The organism is Thermoanaerobacterium sp. RBIITD (genome assembly GCF_900205865.1).
GTDB lineage: Bacteria > Bacillota > Thermoanaerobacteria > Thermoanaerobacterales > Thermoanaerobacteraceae > Thermoanaerobacterium.
Genome location: NZ_LT906662.1, coordinates 2,188,450 through 2,209,669, shown reverse-complemented (window position 1 = coordinate 2,209,669; position 21,220 = coordinate 2,188,450). Strand labels below are relative to the sequence as shown.

The 21,220-nt window shown below is 31.5% G+C and carries 24 protein-coding genes; 1 reads left to right on the top strand and 23 read right to left on the bottom strand.

The genetic code is table 11. The annotated features are described in order from the left end of the window. Nucleotides 1–8: 8 nt before the first annotated feature. From CPG45_RS10740 to CPG45_RS10670, 15 genes are all read right to left on the bottom strand, one after another. The gene (locus CPG45_RS10740; RefSeq protein WP_096231878.1) at nucleotides 9–740 is read right to left on the bottom strand and encodes a WecB/TagA/CpsF family glycosyltransferase; all 732 of its coding nucleotides are present in this window, start codon (nucleotides 738–740) and stop codon (nucleotides 9–11) included. Next, nucleotides 737–1,825, bottom strand: coding sequence for a polysaccharide pyruvyl transferase CsaB (gene csaB / locus CPG45_RS10735; RefSeq protein WP_096231877.1), 1,089 nt, complete (start codon nucleotides 1,823–1,825; stop codon nucleotides 737–739). The genes CPG45_RS10740 and csaB overlap by 4 nt, the downstream gene beginning before the upstream one ends. A gap of 52 nt (nucleotides 1,826–1,877) precedes the next feature. After that, a complete protein-coding gene (locus CPG45_RS10730; RefSeq protein WP_096231876.1) occupies nucleotides 1,878–3,899 on the bottom strand; it encodes a DUF5693 family protein in 2,022 nt (673 codons plus the stop codon). Nucleotides 3,900–4,010: 111 nt separating this feature from the next. After that, nucleotides 4,011–4,463: a hypothetical protein gene (locus CPG45_RS10725; RefSeq protein WP_096231875.1), complete on the bottom strand. Its 453-nt coding sequence runs from the start codon at nucleotides 4,461–4,463 to the stop codon at nucleotides 4,011–4,013. A 122-nt stretch (nucleotides 4,464–4,585) separates the two neighbouring features. Then, nucleotides 4,586–4,936, bottom strand: coding sequence for a type II toxin-antitoxin system PemK/MazF family toxin (locus CPG45_RS10720; RefSeq protein WP_096231874.1), 351 nt, complete (start codon nucleotides 4,934–4,936; stop codon nucleotides 4,586–4,588). 1 nt (nucleotide 4,937) lies between these two features. Continuing rightward, nucleotides 4,938–5,213: a CopG family ribbon-helix-helix protein gene (locus CPG45_RS10715; protein WP_096231873.1), complete on the bottom strand. Its 276-nt coding sequence runs from the start codon at nucleotides 5,211–5,213 to the stop codon at nucleotides 4,938–4,940. 87 nt (nucleotides 5,214–5,300) lie between these two features. Beyond that, on the bottom strand, nucleotides 5,301–6,467 hold the full coding sequence (alr, locus tag CPG45_RS10710) for an alanine racemase (protein ID WP_096231872.1): 1,167 nt from the start codon (nucleotides 6,465–6,467) through the stop codon (nucleotides 5,301–5,303). A gap of 16 nt (nucleotides 6,468–6,483) precedes the next feature. Next, complete coding sequence (locus CPG45_RS10705) at nucleotides 6,484–7,464, bottom strand: LolA family protein (RefSeq protein WP_096231871.1); 981 nt, start codon at nucleotides 7,462–7,464, stop codon at nucleotides 6,484–6,486. Between the two features lie 14 nt (nucleotides 7,465–7,478). Continuing rightward, entirely contained in the window at nucleotides 7,479–9,008 is a 1,530-nt protein-coding gene (locus CPG45_RS10700) for an NAD(P)H-hydrate dehydratase (RefSeq protein WP_096231870.1), read from the bottom strand. A gap of 91 nt (nucleotides 9,009–9,099) precedes the next feature. Then, on the bottom strand, nucleotides 9,100–9,462 hold the full coding sequence (locus CPG45_RS10695) for a DUF6514 family protein (RefSeq protein WP_096231869.1): 363 nt from the start codon (nucleotides 9,460–9,462) through the stop codon (nucleotides 9,100–9,102). 319 nt (nucleotides 9,463–9,781) lie between these two features. After that, nucleotides 9,782–11,035 carry an ATP-binding protein gene (locus CPG45_RS10690; RefSeq protein WP_096231868.1) on the bottom strand — a complete coding sequence of 418 codons (1,254 nt, stop codon included), beginning with the start codon at nucleotides 11,033–11,035 and terminating at the stop codon, nucleotides 9,782–9,784. A gap of 23 nt (nucleotides 11,036–11,058) precedes the next feature. After that, complete coding sequence (locus CPG45_RS10685; protein WP_096231867.1) at nucleotides 11,059–11,445, bottom strand: secondary thiamine-phosphate synthase enzyme YjbQ; 387 nt, start codon at nucleotides 11,443–11,445, stop codon at nucleotides 11,059–11,061. Between the two features lie 89 nt (nucleotides 11,446–11,534). After that, nucleotides 11,535–13,802, bottom strand: a complete 2,268-nt coding sequence (locus tag CPG45_RS10680) for a HelD family protein (RefSeq protein ID WP_231968710.1) — start codon at nucleotides 13,800–13,802, stop codon at nucleotides 11,535–11,537. 285 nt (nucleotides 13,803–14,087) lie between these two features. Then, entirely contained in the window at nucleotides 14,088–14,480 is a 393-nt protein-coding gene (locus tag CPG45_RS10675) for a bacteriohemerythrin (RefSeq protein WP_096231866.1), read from the bottom strand. 21 nt (nucleotides 14,481–14,501) lie between these two features. Continuing rightward, a complete protein-coding gene (locus CPG45_RS10670) occupies nucleotides 14,502–15,137 on the bottom strand; it encodes a LysE family transporter (protein WP_096231865.1) in 636 nt (211 codons plus the stop codon). Nucleotides 15,138–15,498: 361 nt separating this feature from the next. On the opposite strand from CPG45_RS10670, the gene CPG45_RS18230 reads away from it, so the two are divergent. Then, nucleotides 15,499–15,723 (top strand): NAD(P)/FAD-dependent oxidoreductase, encoded by a 225-nt coding sequence (locus CPG45_RS18230; protein WP_096231864.1) that lies wholly within the window; start codon nucleotides 15,499–15,501, stop codon nucleotides 15,721–15,723. A 420-nt stretch (nucleotides 15,724–16,143) separates the two neighbouring features. Here the strand turns inward: CPG45_RS18230 and CPG45_RS10660 are convergent, their stop codons facing one another. The 8 genes from CPG45_RS10660 to CPG45_RS10635 form a co-directional block, all read right to left on the bottom strand. Continuing rightward, nucleotides 16,144–16,935, bottom strand: a complete 792-nt coding sequence (locus tag CPG45_RS10660; protein ID WP_096231863.1) for an ABC transporter permease — start codon at nucleotides 16,933–16,935, stop codon at nucleotides 16,144–16,146. Continuing rightward, a complete protein-coding gene (locus tag CPG45_RS10655) occupies nucleotides 16,919–17,719 on the bottom strand; it encodes an ABC transporter permease (protein WP_096231862.1) in 801 nt (266 codons plus the stop codon). The genes CPG45_RS10660 and CPG45_RS10655 overlap by 17 nt, the downstream gene beginning before the upstream one ends. 1 nt (nucleotide 17,720) lies before the next feature. Further along, on the bottom strand, nucleotides 17,721–18,698 hold the full coding sequence (locus tag CPG45_RS10650; protein WP_096231861.1) for an ABC transporter ATP-binding protein: 978 nt from the start codon (nucleotides 18,696–18,698) through the stop codon (nucleotides 17,721–17,723). 166 nt (nucleotides 18,699–18,864) lie between these two features. Beyond that, nucleotides 18,865–19,092, bottom strand: coding sequence for a zinc ribbon domain-containing protein (locus tag CPG45_RS17540; RefSeq protein WP_231968709.1), 228 nt, complete (start codon nucleotides 19,090–19,092; stop codon nucleotides 18,865–18,867). Nucleotides 19,093–19,098: 6 nt separating this feature from the next. Further along, the gene (locus tag CPG45_RS17535; RefSeq protein ID WP_231969106.1) at nucleotides 19,099–19,479 is read right to left on the bottom strand and encodes an RNA-guided endonuclease TnpB family protein; all 381 of its coding nucleotides are present in this window, start codon (nucleotides 19,477–19,479) and stop codon (nucleotides 19,099–19,101) included. 29 nt (nucleotides 19,480–19,508) lie between these two features. Continuing rightward, entirely contained in the window at nucleotides 19,509–19,790 is a 282-nt protein-coding gene (locus tag CPG45_RS17530; protein WP_231968708.1) for a hypothetical protein, read from the bottom strand. Nucleotides 19,791–20,587: 797 nt separating this feature from the next. Continuing rightward, the gene (locus tag CPG45_RS10640) at nucleotides 20,588–20,737 is read right to left on the bottom strand and encodes a helix-turn-helix domain-containing protein (protein WP_231969104.1); all 150 of its coding nucleotides are present in this window, start codon (nucleotides 20,735–20,737) and stop codon (nucleotides 20,588–20,590) included. Between the two features lie 158 nt (nucleotides 20,738–20,895). Continuing rightward, the gene (locus CPG45_RS10635; protein WP_096231859.1) at nucleotides 20,896–21,210 is read right to left on the bottom strand and encodes a hypothetical protein; all 315 of its coding nucleotides are present in this window, start codon (nucleotides 21,208–21,210) and stop codon (nucleotides 20,896–20,898) included. Nucleotides 21,211–21,220 lie beyond the last annotated feature (10 nt).

Here is a 21,220-nt window from a genome sequence, read left to right as displayed (position 1 = left end):
CAAGTATATTATGATTGTTTTTTTGAAAATAGAACCTTTATTGCAAATTTTGGTAATGCCATCATTCTTTTATATCTCCAAGGCTCTTTTAATAGCCTGTAAAGCCATTCAAGTCCCAATTTGCGATACATTTCTGGTGCTCTTTCGACTTTTCCAGCGATAACGTCAAAACTTCCACCAACGCCAATTGCAACTTTTACATTTAGCCTATCCTTCATCTTATATATCCATTTTTCTTGTTTTGGTGCACCTAGTGCTACAAAAAGCAAATCAGCTTTTTTCTCATTTATATCATTTACTAATTCTTCTTCATCATCATCTTTAAAATATCCATCGTGAAATCCAACTATATCTATCTCAGGATATTTTTTAATAAGATTTAAATAAGCATCTTTAACAACATCAGATTTAGCACCTAGTAAATATATCTTCTGCTTCTTTAATGAAGCAATTTTAATTAGCTCCATCATAAGGTCAAAGCCTGCAACACGTTCAGGAAGATCTTCCTTATACACTTTTGAAGCAAATACAACACCACTGCCATCGGGCACATTCATATCGGTTTTATTTAGTATATCTTTGTATTCTTCATCATTTTGTGCCATCATTATTATTTCGGCATTTGGTGTTGCAACAATATGAAGCCTGTCCTCTTTTAAGAAATTCTGTACCATGTCTACCGCATCTGCCATTGTAACCTTATCAATAGGCACTCCAAAAATGTTAAGTCTATCTCTCATTTTTGCACCTCATTATCTAAATATTCATCAAACACTTTAAAATTATTATCTGCAAGAGTCTTTAATTTTTGTAGATGTTCATTTAGATTTTTCACAATCTCTTCTTTATGTTCTAATATATACTCTGCATAGTTAACTAATTCATCTGACGAAAATTTATCTATCTTAAAAGCCTTCATTCCAACCGATTTTAAAAATCCATCTATTTTTGGGTCATATGATATACCTATAAATGGTACTATAGCCACAAGAGCAAATATTAGTGAATGAAGCCTGACACCTATTAGCAAATTGCTATTTTTTATGATCCCCAAAATTTCTTTTGGATCATACTTTCCTCTTATAATTTTATACGGGGTCTTTAGATAGTTAGCTACTTTTTCGCTCTCTTCCTCATCTTTCTTATAATAAAAAGGTAAAAACACTACTTTGTAACCATATTCTTCAGATATTTTATCAATGGCTTTCGCCAGTTCTACCCTCGATAACTCTGTGTTTTCCCATTCCCTCGTACATATAACCATATATTTTTCGCAGTTAATGTCTTCTTTTGCTAATATATCTTTTAGATGATCATCATCATAGGAATCAAGGTTGACAACGGGGTCCGCTGCTAATACCACATTTTTCTTAATATTAAGTTTTTCTAAAAATAATTTAGAATCTTCATCTCTTACTGTAATTCTATTTATTCTTCTTAATATAACCGCTGTAAGCCATCTATTGTACTTATGTTCTATTGGGCCTATCCCTTGTCCTATTATAAATACTTTTTTTCTAAAAATAAGTGCAAATGCGATTATGGCAAGATAATACCATAGACTTCTGCTACTAGTTTTATCTTGTATGAGACTACCCCCACCACTAATCAACACATCAGTATTTTTTATGGCATTTAAAACTTTTTTAAATGAATTCCTATATACTGCATTAACACCATAATTATTTTTCGTTTCATCTGGAGAATTTGAAAGCACTGTTATATCATTTATTCCAATCTTTCTAAATCCAGCGATGATGCATTCTAAAACCGCATCATCACCACAATTTTCAAAGCCATAATAACCGGATATTAAAACCTTCATTTTTATTCCTCCATGGCAATAATGCCACATATATTTTTCTCTTTGATTAATTTCAAAGCAGTGCTCTTTTCTTATTAATTAAGTTAATAAGATAATTTATGATGATAGTGACAATTATTCCTATAATTACTCCAAAAACCCAGCTTATTATAGTTCTTTCAAGAGCAATTGTAAGTACACTTTCAACATGACTCATAGTGTTTGGCATTGAAAGAATTCCTATTGATGCAAATATACCCAATATAAAATTCCATACCTTTGATTTTTTAAATGCCGCATAAACAGCTAATACCAAAGCAGGGTAGCCTACAAGAAATTCTTTTGTCCTCGGCCTTGCAACCAAATAATGTTCTAAAAGGCTTCTAAATTTTAATTCTACCCCAGAAGGCTTCACAATTGGTGAATTACCTGTTCTTGATATATATATTATGCCTATCACACCAGCTATCATAACCGCAATAATATGCCAAATCTTTATGTTAGTATTCAAAATTTTTATAGATGCATTTAAAAGCTTTTTTAAATTATTTATATTCCATACCTTATAGCAATAATATGCAATGTATACTAAAACAGGTATTGTAAACGAAAGTTTAACACCTCTAAAATAATCTAATTTAAGCATATATTTGCTGTCTGCCATAATCGCAGCAATTATAAGTCCACCAATCAAGGATATTAATACCGTTTTTATAAATATCACAATAGACTTTCTAATGAAGTGATTGTTACCATCATTTTCAATAATTTTGTTGCTGCCATCAATAAAATATCCAATTGCAAGTGATGGATATATTATTGATGAAGCCAGTGCAATAGTTTTGACGCCAAGATCATTAAATCTGCTTAATAAAACAAGTGACGTAAATACAATGCCGATTATTGTTAGTATCATAGAAGGCGTCCTCTTTAAGCCAAACAGCATTAAAAGCAATATACCTCCAGCAATGACACCCAATGAAATCAATATCTCGATTAATTTTGTCTGATGTATTTGACTCATTGGTTTAACAATACCTAATTTAAGTCCTGCATATTCTGATAGTGTATTTATCCTTTTTAACATGGTTATATTTTGATTCATGTTAAATGCTGCCGTTTTAGTTGTATCAACTTTAGCCCTCATGTATATTATTCTTACATCTCTTTCTATTATAGACCTATACCATCTATCGACAATCCCATTTAAATCGTATTTGTCCGTTTCCGCTTCTGATAAACCATATATTTTAGCGCCCCTATATCCATCGAATTTTGTAAACTTCTCTGTTCCTGCCTGCAGCTTTTTACCCATAGGAGTATCTATGATACCAATAGTTATGCCATTCTTCTTGAATTTTGATGCAGCATATGAAATTTTCTCGGGATTTCCCAAGACATCATTTCCACCAAAAATAACTGTTTTAACATTGTATTGTTTTAAAAGATTAACATAATTATTTATATCGCTATCTTTAATGCCATTAAAATTTTCGATCCTTGGTATCAAATCAAGCCCAAGGGATTTTACCATATCCAAATCATCTTTATTAAATCCGAGTCCTTGTTTTGTAAAAGTATCCATATTTTCGTTAATAACAAATGCATAACTACCGCTTTTTTCTAATGTCTTGAGTTTATCACTTGGTACTCTTCTCACTAAAGATTCTTTTAAAAATCTGTAAGTTTTTTCATTATTAGTTGATACAACAATATAGTCTTTTTGAATTCTTTTTTCACTATCACTTAATCCTTTTAAATATTCTGTTATCGCAGCATTTCCTGCATTGTTTGATAAATTATATATGTTTTCTACATCTGACATTTTATCAAGAAATATATCACCAATTTCCTGAAGTCTTTCAAGCGATACTTCTGGAACCGCAACACCAGTAAGCCCATTTGATTTAAACATATTTAATGTATCCTTTATACTATTTTCATTATTTGCAGCAAGTTTTTCAAAATTATAAAGATCTGCCACGGTCTCGACTGTGTTATAATTATTTTCTACATTGATCCTCGTTACATCAACATATACTGACATGATTACCGAAATTGCTATTAAAATTATTAGCATTTTTTTAAAGCCCAAGAAAATCGCTCCTTTATCTATTTGTTAATTTAATACCATTTAAATTATATCACTTAAACAACAAATAGAGCAATACCATATTTTACAAAAAAATAAGGCGCATAGCGCCACTTAATTTTTCGTGTATTTTCCCATTACGACAATAATCGTATAATTATTAGCTTTTATACCTCTTCCGTCGGACCTTGGAAATAAGAGAAGGTGATTTGCAGGTATTAATGTATCATTTTTCAGGTCTTTTCCACCAGTAAGGTCTGATACACCGTCGGTTTTTGTCACTATAACTGAAGAATTATTTGTTCTAACGATTGCTTCAGAGCCTTCGTATAATGTAATGCTTTCACCCGCTTTAAGTTCAACTATATCATAACTACTGCCTACAGCTCCACTGCCTATTTTGCTATCAACATAGCTTTTTACTTCATCATATTTATTATCTACATAACTTTTACTTACTAATGGATCCTGTTGGCTTCCAGGATCGGAGGATGAATCTGCATAGCCTATTCCAAGTGCAGCCAAAATTACAACAAAAGTCAAAATTAGTGCGTAAACTTTTTTCACTATGTAAAACCTCCTTTTATTCTATTTTAAACTCAAATTCTACCTTTTTCAACAATAAATCTTATATCATTATCTTATAGTTCCAAGCAAAAACAAAAGGACTATTTTCACACTTTAGTCCTTTAAAAATCTATTAATCCGAGACTTATCTGCAATGCCTCATTTACCTTATCCATCATCTCTTGATCAAAATGTCCTATTTTTTCCCTTAACCGCTTTTTATCAATAGTTCTAATCTGTTCTAATAAAATAACAGAATCTTTATTAAGTCCGTATTCCGTTCCATTTATCTCTACATGTGTAGGCAATTTTGCCTTATTAATCTGTGAAGTTATTGCTGATACAATAACAGTAGGACTGTATTTATTGCCTATGTCATTTTGTATTACCAGTACGGGCCTAACACCACCCTGTTCAGAGCCAATTACAGGGCTTAAATCTGCATATAAAATATCTCCACGTTTTATAATCATATCAATCACACTTTTTTAGTTTTTTTTCATAGCCATTAAAGCACTCATTATCAGCGGTTAGGCCCAATTCCGCAAGTTCTGCATTTATTGCAGCCATCTCAAGGTATCCCTTTTTCATACTTTCTCTTATTTTCATCTTCTTTCTTTCCTTGATGTATAATCTCATTGCTTCTCTTATAAATTCGCTACGATTCCTATTTTCCATAGCTGCAAGTATGTCAACTTCTTCTAGTAAGCTCTCTGGCAAACTGACGAGGATCCTTTTTGTCTCGCCCACAATTATGACCTCCTAACACACTTATATAATTTATTATATACTGCTATATATATTAATGTCAATCTTTATTATTTTTATACATATTTTTTAATGTTTTAAATAATTTTCTACTTTTGTTATCTCTCCATTTAATATATATATTCTTGGTACCCTTCTAGATATTCCACAATATACTTCATATGAAATAGTTTTTAATTTTTTTGCTATTTCATCAGCACTTATACATATACCATCAGATTCACCCATGATTGTAGCAATATCACCTTCTTGTACATTATCTATTGAAGTGACATCAACCATGCACTGGTCCATGCATATCTTCCCTACGATCGGTGCATATTTCCCTTTTATTATAACATTATGGTTATTTGATAACAATCTATTTAAGCCATCCGCATATCCAATTGGTAATGTCGCTATTTTACTTTTTTTACTTGTTCTATATGTCCTGTTATAACTTATATATTCCCCTTCTGGTACATCTTTAATATATACTATTCTTGTCCTTAATGATATAGTCCTTTTTAAATCAATCTTTTTTTCAACTTCATCTGACGGATAACTGCCATATAATATTATACCGGGTCTTACCATATCAAGATGTGTAATAGGCATATCTATAATCGCTGCACTATTTGCTATATGTCTTAATGGTATATCAATACCGCGCTTTTTTATTTTTTCATTTATGCTTTTAAAAATTTCAAATTGCCTCATAGTATATTCCTTATCTTTTTCATCAGATGACGAAAAATGGCTAAATATGCCCTCCAAAAATATTCCTTCGATTGAGGCCATCTCAAAAATTTCATTCGCAGCTTTTTCCATATCATTGTATCCGATCCTGCCCATTCCTGTATCAATTTTAACGTGAACTTTCGCCGTTTTCCCTTGTTTTTTTGCTTCTTTCGAAAGTTCTTTTACATAACTTAATTCAAATACAGTTTGAGTAATATCGTATTTTACAATCTCATTTGCAAAATTAGAAGGGGTGTATCCCAATATAAGTATCGGCTTTAATATACCATATTCTCTTAATTCGATGGCTTCATCAATTGTTGCAACAGCAAGGTAATCAACACCACAATCGATTAAAGCCTTTGAAACTTCATATGACCCATGTCCATATGCATTGGCCTTGACAATAGCCATAATTTTAGCTTTTTTATCTGTTATCTTCCTTATCTCATTGTAATTGTGTCTTATATTATCGAGATTAACTTCTGCCCATGTGGGCCTATATAAATCCAACACTTTTATACCTCCAACATTATTTGAATGATTTTAAAATCATTATAATTTTATCAGAACTTACATTATTGTTTGACAGTACTTTTATCATAAGTCCATTTTTATTTATGATATATTGATTATCTTTTTTATAATATATTGTGTCACCACTGGTTTTTTCTTCATAACCTAATCCATCAAAATTTGTGACATTCTCAATAATCTTTATTATATCATTTCCGTTTAAATATGTTAAATTTATTGCATTGTCATTCATCTTATCTATATTGACATTTGCAAGCACATATCCTTTTGGTAAATATGATGGCAGTATAGGATTTATCCCGGAATATTTGTATACATCTTTTATATCAACAGATACATCATTTGATGAATTTATATAAGTACTAAATGTGGAAATATCACCCTTATTAAATAATTCATCATTTATGTCAGGATTATATTTAAAGTTTTTGTATTTTATATCTGCAAATAGCTCCCCCTTAATGTCGTAAATCTTTAATGCTGTAGGCATATATCCTTTTTTTGAAAACTCCATGATTTCATTATACATAAATGTATTTCCTTCAGGTATTGGAGCTTCTATCATATACGTGTCAGTAGTTGATTCTTTTTTTAATTCTCCTGCAATCTTGAAATTATTTATAAATGATATGACAAGAGAATATGCTGGTATATTCTCACTATTATCCTCTATAAAGGTTTGATTAACCTTTGAAAAATAGACATAGCTTTTACTTCCGTCATATACAATAATTTTATCTGGTTTTCCAGATACATCATATATTTCCATCCTGTATTTTTCGCCTTTGTAAAACTGCTTCATGGAAAACTTTTTGACATTTTTATTGTTGTGTAATTCTACTTCTACATCTGAGATATAAGTTTTTAAATTATTTAGAGACTTTTTTATTATAGAAAATTCATCTTCCTGAGATTTTCTCATACAACCTGTTACTATAAAGCATATCATCAGCAGAAGAGCAATAAGTCTCTTCAATAAAATCACCTCTTTTAACCTGATTTTATGGCTTCATGGATATATTCAATGATATTAGATGCAGTAAGGCTGTATTCGCCATACTTATATGATGCTAAATCACCAGCTTTTCCATGATAGTAGGCACCATAAATAGCTGCCTTAATGTTGCTTAATCCTTGTGCTAAAAAAGACGAAATCATACCTGTTAATACATCACCAGATCCTGCCGTTGCCATACCTGGATTACCTGTATTATTTATATATATGCCACTATCACTATTTCCTATTACTGTTCTTGAACCTTTTAAAACAAGTGTTACCTTATACTTATTTATAAAATATTGTGTAACCCCAAATATATCATTTTTTATTTCATCTATTGTGATGCCTATTAGGCGGGACATTTCACCTAAATGTGGGGTCAATATTATATCTCTTCCTTTTATTATGTCAATTATGCTCGATAATACATTTAATGCATCAGCATCGATAACAAGTGGCTTATCTATGCTTATTATTATATTTTCAACAAATTCTTTAATATCACTACAATTTGTTAGCCCTGGGCCTATTGCAACAACATCCGCGTCCTTTGATATTTCTAATATTTCATCTACAGAATCTTTATAAAATATCCCATCTTTATCTTTTATACCATATGTTATAATTTCTTTTAAACTTCCCTGTAAAACTGGTTGAATTTTTTGTGGCACCGCAAGCCTGACAATCCCACATCCCGTTTTAATGGCACTCATAGCGCATAATGCTGCAGCACCTGTCATATTCTTTGAACCTGCAATGATAAGCAATTTTCCATAATCACCCTTATGGGTATTTCGATTTCTTTTTGTTATTTTCACATCCTCATGTGTAATAATGTTATAAGTATTTTTGTATTGCTCAATAATATTTTTCGGAATCCCGATATCTGCTATGACTATATCCCCAGAGTACTCTACACCGGGGTATATAGTAAGACCTTTTTTTATAAAACCCATCGTTATAGTTTTATTTGCTTTAACAGCACAGCCTTCAATATGTCCGGTATCACCGTTTATTCCAGAGGGGATATCGGCAGATATGATGTATTTCCCAGATTTATTAATTATATCAATAATCTCCTTCGTAGTACCGCAAATCTCTCCACTTAAACCTGTTCCATATATTGCATCAATTATTATGTCACAATCCATTATATTTTTTTCGAGTAATTTTATCTGCTCCTTTTGGATTATTTCCGCAACAAAAATACCCATATTCATTATTATGTCAAGATTTTTCTTTGCATCACCAGTAATTGCAGCACTACTTGTCGTTATAAATACTTTTACGTCAAATCCACTATTATATAGGTATCTTGCAGCAACATATCCATCGCCACCGTTATTTCCTTTTCCACATATGACTAAAGCATTTACTTTATTATTCATTAAAAGGTATTCCTTAGTGTATTCCGCGACAATTCTACCCGCATTTTCCATAAGACAAATTGAAGGTATTCCTATAGTGTTAATCGCAGTACTTTCTAAATCCTTCATTTCCTTATTTGACAATACTTTCATACAACCATCTCCACATAAAACTATTTTTTATTATTATCATTATGTATATTATAATCCGAAAAATTGCATAAAAAAAGAAGGCTGCAAGCCTTCATATAGCGATCCTACATTCCTTAGCATATTCATCATAATCAGCTATGTATATGTAATACACATCATCTATTATGTCCGATAAGTGTAAAGGTGATAAGTCCTTGTCCCGCAAAAGTTTTGCGATATCTTCAACCTTATCATGATATGGACTTATGTGTGCCACAACATCGCCAAATTCTTTTTGAACAACATTATTTACAAATACTTGCTCAGAAATTTCGATCCCATATGAAGGAACTTCGACGTTTTCACCACCATTAAAAATATTTACCTCTGATTTTACAACACTATATTTCCGTATAATCGTTTTGTCACCAACGTTTTTTGTCGATACATATTCGCTTACTCTTTTGTAATACATTTTAGAACCCCCTTCAATTATTTTATACCTTAAATTTTTATCAAAGATTTATTATTATTGTATAAATTATATTATAATATTCTATTTATCCCTCAAAAATCCTTCTTTTTTCCGAAAATTTTTTATCGACAGAAAATGATAAAATCTTTCATTTGTAAACATTTAATACCTTGTCAATAAGGGATTCAACTAGTTTATGAAAATAAATCTTTTATATTAATAAATGATAATGGCGAAATTTGTCGAAAAGTTTTTTTATTTTTTCTTAAATATTTTGCTGACATAAAAAAGGATTCCTAAAATAGAAATCCTTTTTCTTTCAATGGCTTCTCATGTAATCAATAAACTGCCTTGCAGACCTTGGAGACCTTCCATTATGCCATGTACACCATCTAAGCGATTTTTCTCTAAGTGTATGTAGGTCAACGTCAATATTGTACTTCTTTGCAAGTGATTCCACAATTCTTAGGTACTTCTCCTGATCCGGTGATGTAAATGTAATCGTAATGCCAAACCTATCAGAAAGTGAAAGCTTCTCTTCTTTTGTATCCCTTAAATGAAGTTCATTTTGCTCACTATCATCAAGGTACTCCCTTACCATATGCCTCTTGTTTGATGTTGCATAAATAATTATATTATCTGGTAATTTTTCTATACCGCCTTCTAAGGTTGATTTCAATATCTTATACTCTGTCTCATTTTCTTCAAATGAAAGGTCATCGAGAAATAAAATAAACTTTAATCCCCTCCTGCTTATTGTACTTATTATTTTGTTAAGTTCCATCACGTCTTCACGAGTTACTTCAATTAATCTTAATCCTCTTTCGCTGAACATATTAAGTGTAGCTTTTACCGTCGAGGATTTGCCTGTACCCCTATCACCATAAAGAAGAATATTTGATGCGGGAAGCCCTCTAATAAATGCTTCTGTATTATCTATCACAATCTTCTGTTCTTCTTCATATCCTATTAAATCATCAAAAAGTATAGGATCAGGATTGTCTATTCCAGCCAATTCGCCATTATTCCATCTAAATGCCTTATACTTATTAAATAATCCACAGCCATTTGTACTATAGTAATCAGAAATTTCTTTTACAGTCTTATAATTGAGGATGTCGATATTATTCTCGTGACAAATGCCTCCCACAATACTTTCCCATGAAGGTATCTCTATAGATAAAACATCTTTTATTACCTCTTTTAAGTCTGTATCCGCAAGTTCTTTTATGACACTAAGCTCTGACATAACCGTGATTTTAAGTGATTTTTCAATATATTCAGAGCCATACTTTTCTGATAAAAGGCTAAAAATATTTTCATCTTCTTTAATCAATTCATTTATTTTCGATCTCCACAGATTTTTATAGACAGCATTTTTAATAGCGTACTTTGTTAGAATATCATATAAGTCCCCATATAATTCGTATATAGCTTCTTCTTGAGGTTTATCTTGACATAAAGTATCAATAATTTTGATAAATTTTTTTACTGCATCATCGTTAAAAATATTCCTGTAGATAATAATCTTTCTGATATTAAATAATATTTTCTTTAATTCATCTTTGGTCATAACAATTATCCCCCTTAAACACATTATACAAAATTGATATATATCTTTCTCCTTCTAGGCCCATCAAATTCACAAAAATATATTCCTTGCCAAGTGCCAAGAACAGGTCTTCCATTATCAATTATTAAATTCACAGAACTTCCTATAACTGAAGCCTTAATATGGGCGTCTGAATTACCTTCCATATGTTTAAAATGTATATTCGGTATCATTTCTCTTAATCCTTTTACTATATCATCTTTAACATCAGGATCAGCATTTTCATTTATAGTAATCCCTGCAGTCGTATGCGGTACAAATATAGTACATAATCCATCAACAATTCCTGATTTTTTTATTTCATCATATATTTTGTCTGTTATATTAATCATAGCTTCTCTATATGGCGTATTTATCTCAAGTACAGTCATACAAACACTCCCTCAAAATTAAATTTATATAAATTATAGCACATATTAGGTTTTAATCGAAAAATTTTTTTGGAATATTTTAAATCAAACTACATTCTTCCTTGTATAATCTCTTTGGTATAATTGACATTCTTTTTTAAAAAGTCGGTGATTTCGCCAGTGTAGTACAGCATGAGCCTATGTAGTGCCCTTGTACATGCTACATACAAAAGCCTTCTATCATAAACGGTTTTGTAATTTTCTTTTGAAACATTGAAAACCAAGACAGCATCAAATTCAAGGCCCTTTGCTGCATATGGTGTAATAACATTGACACCTTCCAATATCTCATTATCACCCGAATCCACAATCCTTAATCTAATATCTTTCTTAAGCTTTTCATAAACCTCCTTAGATTCCTCTTTAGTTTTACAAATTATAGCGATGGTTTTATAACCCGCCTTAAGAAGCGCCTTAATATCCAATATCATTTTTAGATATATTTCATCATTATTGTCTTTATATATTATAGTCGGCAAATCTTCATGCCTATCGAAGGGGACAATACCTGGGGCTTCCTGTAATAGATTTTGATTAAAGGCATTTATTTCAAATGATGACCTATAGCTTCTCTTTAAAAAAACTTTCGTAGCCTTACTTTTATTAAATATTTTTTCTATTTCATCATAAAAAGTATTGTCAAGCTCTCTATCAAATGTCTGGTATATATCCCCAAGTATTGTATAATTTGCATTGCTAAAAAGCATGTTAAAAACCTCGTAAAATAAAGGAGAGTAATCTTGGGCCTCATCGATTACTACATGTCTTATATCTTCATACATTTGGCATCCTTCTAATTTAAATTTCATGTACAGCAGTGGTCCGCAATCTTCATAGCTTATAAAGCCTTTCTCCAAATTTTCTATTGTCATTTGAATAATTTCATCTATGTCATCGGTAAGCTTAATTCCATATGAAAGTTTTTTAAATAAATTTTTATTTGAAAATAATAACTTATATACTTTAAGATAGTCAATATTTGTAAATTTATTAATTTGACTCATTAAGACCTTTGTTTCTTTAATAGATAGGAGTCTGCTATAGGCCTTTACTTCAAATTTGTGCTCATCGGATTTTTCGACAAACTTTTCAAGCTTTGAAATCCTCCTATGTTTCATAGAATGGATTCTCTCAAATATAATCTTCTTCAATCTTTCTAACCTTTTTTGAGCTGGTCGTTTGATTTTGTTATTTAGAAATATGTTTTTCAAGTCCTGCCTCGTGAAAATCACTCTACCGTCATAATATATATCTGTAAACTGTATCAATTTCCTTTCATAGTAAGATATAAATCTGTCTAACAATATTGCAAATTCTCGTGAGCCCTTAAATTTGATAGAATTTTCTTTAATTTTATCATTATTTTTACTAATAATCAGATTTTCTATATATGTGCCCCTTTTTTCAACAACACCTTTACCTTTTAGAATGTCATAAAGAAAATCTTCAAATACAATCTGGTTGACATTCTCTTCTCCTAATTCTGGCAAAACATCTTTTATATATTCACTAAAAATTCTATTTGAGGAAATTAAAAGTATATTGCGCTTATTTATATTTTTATCTTTTCCAAAATATAAAAGATATGCTATTCTATGAAGCGCAATTGAGGTTTTACCGCTCCCTGCAACACCCTGCACCAGCAACAACTCATTTTCAGTATCCCTTATAATCATATCTTGCTCTCTTTGGATTGTTTCAACTATGGTTCTCATTTTCGTCGATGCATTGCGGCTTAATACCTCTTGTAAAATTTCATCATCAATCTTTATATTACAGTCAAAAAAATATTCAAGCTTAGAATCTTTTATCATATACTGACGCTTAAGTGTGATATTACCTTTAATAATTCCACTAGGTGCTTTAAAATAAGCTCTGCCCTTTTCAAATTGGTAAAATACACTTGAAATAGGCGCTCTCCAATCATAAACAATGATATTAAAAGTCTCTGGATCCCTTAAATTATGCAACCCAATATATATCTTTTCTTCTTTATCGTATCCATCTTCGATAAAATCGAATCTACCAAAGTATGGTGAATAAAGCATCCTTTTATAGATTTTTATTTCTTGCAATGTTTTATTGTAATATATAGACTGTCTTTTTACTTCCATAAGATACTGGTTTGCCTCAATAAGCTTATCAAAATCATTAGTAAAATGTGAGCTATTTTCCCACATCTCTCTAGTTGATTCTATAAGATTTTCTTTTCTTAGCACCAATAATTGCTTAAGCTTATATAATTCATTATCAATAAGGTCAATAGTTTTTTTTAAATATGCAAGTTCATCATGATAATCATCTTCAGATCTCACCATCTTGTCACACTCCCGAATACTTTCTATTGACACAATGTTTAAATTAAATATATAATGATAAATAAAAAGATAGTTATAAGGTTTCTTATAACTATCTTTTTATTATATACTTTTTTGACTGCTATTTCAAGTTTAAATGACTGCTGAAATGCCAATATTCTAAATTCCCTTAAACTAGACTGTAAAAATACTAATCATGTTAATATAAAAACTGTGGATAATGTGGATAAGTTTGTTAATAACTGATTTTAGATATATTATGGTGTTTACAACCTGTTAATATTATTATTTACTTACTATAAGCTTATCAGCTTTCAATATATGATTTTCTATCCAGTCAACAATGAAATTTAATAGTTCCATTATATATTCATCTTGGTTTTCATCAATTTTATCAAGATCTATATTATTTATTTTCTCCTTAAAATCATCATGGACTACTTTGTGAGAAAAATACCTTTTATACTCTATACTTCTCATATATGCTTCTTCAAATCCGAAATGGTATATCGTATAATTCCTTAAATCTTTTATAATCTTTATGATCTGGTCATACTTGTCAAAATAGAATTCATCTTTTAAAAGGTTATAAGCCTCATTTGCAATTGCAAATAATTTCTTGTGCTGTTCATCTATTTTGTCAATGCCAAGACTAAATTCTTCTCTCCATGTTATCATCTGTTTTTCCTCTTTCCTCTTTTAAATTAACATATTAAAGGCGCTATAAATAAAATACACAGAAAATCCAGTTATAAAAACGCCTAATAAAATAATAACTAAGCGGTATATGTCATCATTTATCAATTTTTTGCCCTTTGATATAGCCATAGATACTGCCGAGAACCATGTAAAATCCGATAGAATATGTCCAATATAAAATATTATAAGCCCTATTATGCCTATCGTCAGCGACTGTCTAATCATTTCAATGCCTGTTGTTGCCCACCACATGATAAAATAAGGATTTGTAGCACTTGTAAGTATACCAGCTAATATGAGGTTTGTTCCTACAGTCTCTTGTGTCTCTATATTAAGTGAAACCGTCCTTAATATACCGGACCGTATCATTCCATACCCCATCCAAAGAAGATATATCCCTCCAAAAAAACCAATTAAACCGGCAACAATTGGATTTGATAAGAAATCTTTTAAACCCAAGACCAAAATTACGACAATTGACAATTCTAAAAGAGCATGCCCAAAGACTATCAGCGGTCCCGCTAAATAACCCTTTTTAAGGCTGCCATCAACTGTTACACCTAACATAGGGCCTGGCATCATGGCACCAGAAAATCCTATTAAAAAAGCACTAATAAATATACCCCACAATAACATAGCATACCCCCTTTAACAATTTATGTATTATGCTTAATAATTTTATTATAACATAACAATGTTAATAGAAATTATTAAAAAAAATTTAATTTATTTTATATATTTATGGTCCAATATAATCGAAAATGCAATCCAAAATGTCAATATAAAAACTGTGGATAGTGTGGATATCTCTGTTCATAAGTGAATCTCAATGTATTTTAATTGTTAGTAAGTATGTTATCTTGTAATAAATATTTTTTATTAAATTGTATATTTAATATTAATTTACAAAAGACATATAAAAATACTAATGCCAAAAGAGGTTAATTATGGCTATTGATAAAACAAGTATTTAAAAAATAATCCGCAATTATATTGGATAGCATCAACACCTGAGACTCATTATCCAGTTTTAGAAAATGACTTAAAAATTGATATTGCAATAATTGGTGGTGGTATGGTAGGTATATCCTGTGAGTATTTGCTTAAAAAAGATGGATATAATGTCGTCATCTTAGAAGCCCGTCAAATATTACACGGTACAACAGGATATATAACAGCTAAAATTACCTCACAGCATTATCTATATCTGAGGAAAAATTGACAGAGATAAAAGAAGAAATAGAACTATGAGCAGCAGATGTAAATAAGAAGATAAAAAAACAAAGACATATAATATACAAAGAGGTGGTATGCCGTTTGAAGGTTGTGCAATGACAAACGGCCGAAAAACAATAAGGGAAATACTTAGATACAAATGTTTAAGTGAGCTAAAAGTTATATAGAAAGTAGTAATCTGAAGAGAAGGATTACGTAAAGACAATTGTATGAAAATTCATGATATGTTAAACATTATGTGGATACTATTTAAAGAAAAAAAGTGCCAACAACTACTTGACACAAATGTTTTTTTTTAAAGTCAAGTGTATAGGGAGAGGGGAAAACTGTCCCTGCTACTTCATCAATAGTTTCAGAAGAAGTAACTATAAGCCATTCCCTACAACAGAGGTGCAAAATCGCCATCTCAATCAGCCCTTAAGACAAATGTATTGCTAGTCTCAAAGTTCTTAAGACCCCGCGAAAAAATAATATACCCCATTGCATTCAATAATAAGCCAACTCCAGCACTCCCTAATATCCACCAATATATATGGTTATAAATAACTTGAATAGGTACATAAGAAATAAAACCTGCCGGTATAACAGTGAATATTATCCACTGAGCTATCCCTCTAAATATCCAGTTTGGATATGTACTAAAAGTAATAAGAGCATTATACAGTTCTGTACCTACGCCATCAGCAGATTTAAAGAAAAAGCCCAAGGAACCCAATATGAGAAGAAAACCATGTATAATCAAAGCTGATAATACCGTCATTAACACAAACAAGAGAATTAATCTCAGTTGCTGTTTTAGTATAATGAAATTAATAAACCAAATGATAGATTCTATTAGATCTACCAACTGCATCCGTGCTATTAAAAGATGGAATAACGCATTTTTAGGCCTTATAAGATAATATTCAAGTTTTCCTTCATTAATAATTAATGGTATCTCATATACATTGTAAGCAATACTGACCAATCCTAAAGAAGCGTTGAGTCCAGCCCATATCGTAAACAAATGTTCAAACTGCCATTCTGAAATATTCGGAAATTTCCTAAAAAATACCCACCAGAAAACAAGCCAGATAGCACTGTTAAGCAATGAACTACACAGGGCTGTAAAGTTACTAACTCTGTATTCTAAAAGTTCTTTTTTATTAATATGGAAATAGCCAGCAAAAAGATTTAAACATTTACCCACCATTGACATCTAAGCGTTTCACTCCCATCCGGTATATTGATATTGAAATAAGAAAAAGTAAAATGCAGAGAAAAATCTGTTCCCCTATCAGGCTGACAGCTTCCTCAAACTGATCAGATACAAACAGTTTTGCAGGAGCATACACCATAAACTTAAAAGGAAGCCAATAAGATAGCTTGTAAAGAAAAGATGGAAAGAAAGTAATAGGAATTATCATTCCTCCTAGTAACATCTGCAACCTAGAATACACCAAGAAAAAGGGCGATACCTCTTCCACCCAAAACGCCAGTAATCCAATAGCAATCATTCCTATTAAATCGGCTACTAATGCCAGCACAACAGTTATTACTATAAAAGGTAGGAAAGATATAGCAGGGAAATACGGTCCAATCATAATACTCATAACAACATAACCAACTAAAAGAGTAGATATAAATCGTACCATACGCTCTCCTAAACTTACACTCAATTGAAATAAAAGATAATTATAAGGACGAGGAAGAGTGTAGCTCACAGTACCTGTTCGGATATCTTCTTCTACTTTCTGATACACTCTGGGCCGAGAAATAACAATAGATTCGGTAAATACCAAATACCACAACATTTGTTTAAGGTCAAATCCCGCAATTACTGGAGTCCCAGAACGGTTATAGGTAACTGTCCATAAATTAACAAAAACAAATAAAATAACTACCAGAAACCCTGACCTAAAGATCATCTCAAAAGTATACGCCATATAATTTTTGACACTTAATGCAATAGTAGTCAAATATTTGCCTAATGACTTAGACATTTCAATTTCTCCCTTCCTCTGTTGAATAATCAGAAAGATAGATGTGCTGTATTATAGACTCTAAAGGAGGGTCCTGTATGGTTATATCACATATAGGATAATTATTTATTATGTAGCTTACAATTTCGTTTACCTCTGCCATTTTCAAATCAACTTTAAACTTGACCACATGCCCAATTTTTTCTATTATTTCAACACTTGATGGCAGGCTTAAATTATTGGGAAATCCATAGAATTCTACTTCGATGACCTTAGATTGGAAAAAGTTCCTTTTCAATTCCGCAATTTTTGATTTAAGTATAATTTTACCTCTATTAAGGATAATGGCGTCATCACAAATGCGCTCTACGTCGCTAGTATCATGTGAAGTGAGAATTATAGTCACCTTTCTATGTTGGTTAAGATATTTCAGAATATCTATCACCGTAGACTTCGCAACTACATCCAAGCCAATAGTAGGTTCATCCAGAAATAGTATTTTCGGATTATGTATAAGGGATGCAGCAATTTCACACCGCATGCGCTGTCCTAACGAAAGTTTGCGAACCGGTTGATATAAAATAGAACCTAAATCAAATAATTCGATTAGTTCTTCCATCCTCTTTTTAAGTTCAATCCCATCAATGTCGTATATTTTACCCAAAAGGTAAAAGGTATCAATGGGAGGTAAATGGTACCATAATTGAGACCTCTGACCGAATACGGAGGAAATATGATATGCCAATCTACTGCGATCTTTAAACGGATTCATACCAAGAACATCTATACTTCCTTCCGTTGGACTGAGAATACCGCAAAGCAGTTTTATCATTGTTGATTTACCCGCCCCATTGGGCCCAAGAAGTGCTACAGCACTGCCACATTCTACTTTAAATGAAACATCTTTTAATGCTTCTATAACTTCTTGCTCTCTGGAAATCCATCCTCTGATTTTCCAGAGTGCGTAGCTTTTTGAAACATGATTGACTTCTATGCACATAATAACCTCCTACCTTTATAATGAAAGTGAACCTTCTCCCTCCTAAAGAGGAGGGAGCTTCCTATTTCATTGATCATTGCCTGCTGTTATTCACAACACGTCTTACATAATCCCCATAGGCGTAACTTCGGGAAGAACCTTCCCTACGAAAAATATTATCATGTTTTTATGCTGCTATTCCTAATTGCTTTAATCCTTCATGGAGTATATTTATCGCTGCATTTATATCTCTATCTATTTCTAATCCACATTCACATTTGTGTACTCTTACTGATAAATCTTTTTCTACAATTTTTCCGCATCTGCTACATTTTTGTGCTGTGTATGTTGGATTTACTTTTATGAATATTTTGCCCTCTCTCTCCGCTTTATATTTTAGAAATGTATCTAACATTCCACATCATACATTTGCTATTGATTTTGCAAGTTTATGATTTTTCATCATATTTTTTACTTGCAAGTCTTCAACGCAAATGATGTCATTGTTTTTGACTATGTTATAGCTTATCTTGTGCAGATAGTCTCTTCTCTGATTTGCTACCTTTTCGTGAAGTTTTGCTAATTTTTTCTTTTGTTTTTCCCTGTTTTTACTCCCTTTCTTCATTCTCGATAATTCTCTTTGCAGTCTTTTTAGCTTCTTTTCTGCTTTTTGTAGCCATCTAGGATTGTTGTATAATTCTCCATCTGATATTGCAGCTATTGAGTTTATTCCTTTGTTTATTCCTACTGCTTTTTCTCCTATGGTTGATTTTTCTTCTTCTACTTCAACCGATAAGTTTATATACCATTTACCTGCATGATATTTTATGTTTATGGTTTTACTTTTGATGGATCATATTCTTTATGTGCTTTTATTTTTATATGACCCATATTTTTTATATACACATATCCTTCTTCGCCGAAGTTTCTTTTTGCTTCACATTGTGGAAGTGTTATTGATGTATAGTGATATTTATCTTTGAACTTTCGATATTTTGCTCTTTTTTCAAAGAAGTTTTTATATGCTCTATCTAATCTTCTCAATACGTCTTGCAATATCTGCGATTGTAATAATTTGTATTCAGGATGCTCTTTCTTATACTGTGGTAACATATTTTGTTGCTTTCTATATGTAAGTCCTTTTCATGTAGATGATAGGTAAGGCTTTGAAGTTATCTCTGCCTTTTCTCCATCCCAAACCGTACATGAAACTTTCGCTTCATACGACTTTCCAATAATTAGTCGTTATTACGGCATCAAGCTTTAACCTCACCGCTATCACCTGCCTGTAATAATTCTCTAAATTTATTAACTTTCTGGCGTCCTTCGTTCAGTACTATTTTTGTTATAGTACATCATCACTACTATGACGCCTCCGACTTCCTGCATGTTTCATTATGTAGCTACATTCCGCATACAGGCTCTCCTGCGTTCCGACTCACTTATCCTTATTCGACCTTTAAGAGGGTACTATACTCCAGGAATTAACTTTAATATTTGAATTACAATTGTTCATTGGCTATCACAAGTCATTTCAGACTTGTACAAACAAGATAAAGGAAAAATACCATGCTTGATTTCCATTGTTTCCACATTTCTGTGGCCATTACTAACGAAGCTTCAGACATACCTTTCTCACATCTCCATGGGTCAGGATGCCAGCACATATACTCCGCCATGCCTTTCGGTTTAGACACATCATGTTACGTTCTTCACCTGGCTTTAGAACTAGTAACGTATAGCGATACGTTACTACCTATAGGAGTATTAGCACGCACATCATCTCAGCTTTGATATGCTTCATAGATGTTAATTCCGTGTGACAGAGGAGTTTCACCTCTGAATTCAGTAAGTTAGTTGTCATGCCATTTCTGACATGCTGGCATTTTTCCTACCTTATCAGGGCAGGATTATCGCGCAAACGCAGCGCACTTTTCTTTGTAATGTCTTATTCTTTGGTCCAGTGAATAGTTATATAATTTACGGCAAAGATACAGTGTATAGAACAGCTTTTCTTCTTGTTCTTTTGTTGGCTCTATGAGAAAATGCTGACATATCATCATTTTTCTCACCTTGACTTTCTTTTATAAAATCCTTCAAAAATTATTATGCCATATTATTCTATTGAATACAATTGAAATTCATCTCTCACCTAAAGAGAATGGGAGACTTATTTCAAGCTTTTGTTAAAACAAAAAGCAGGCTTTTACGCCTGTAATTATGCCTTTCTGATAATCCTTTTTAATATTCCGCTTATATATTGTTTATTCTTATTAATATACGTTAAACGCACTGTAACTTTGTCGCCACGTTTAGGCATGTCTTTCCAGTACGTATTAGGACATAAAACGTCTATACCTTGTTCCAAATTTACAAAATAGCCGTATGATTTTATTCCTTTTACTGTACCTAAATATTCACCGCCTCTTACGTATTTTGTACCTACTGTTAAAAATATATTAGGTTTTGTTTTCTTTATTGAGACTTTTACTATGCCTTGTTCAGGATCCATTTCTGTTATTTTTGCTTGCACTTTATCGCCG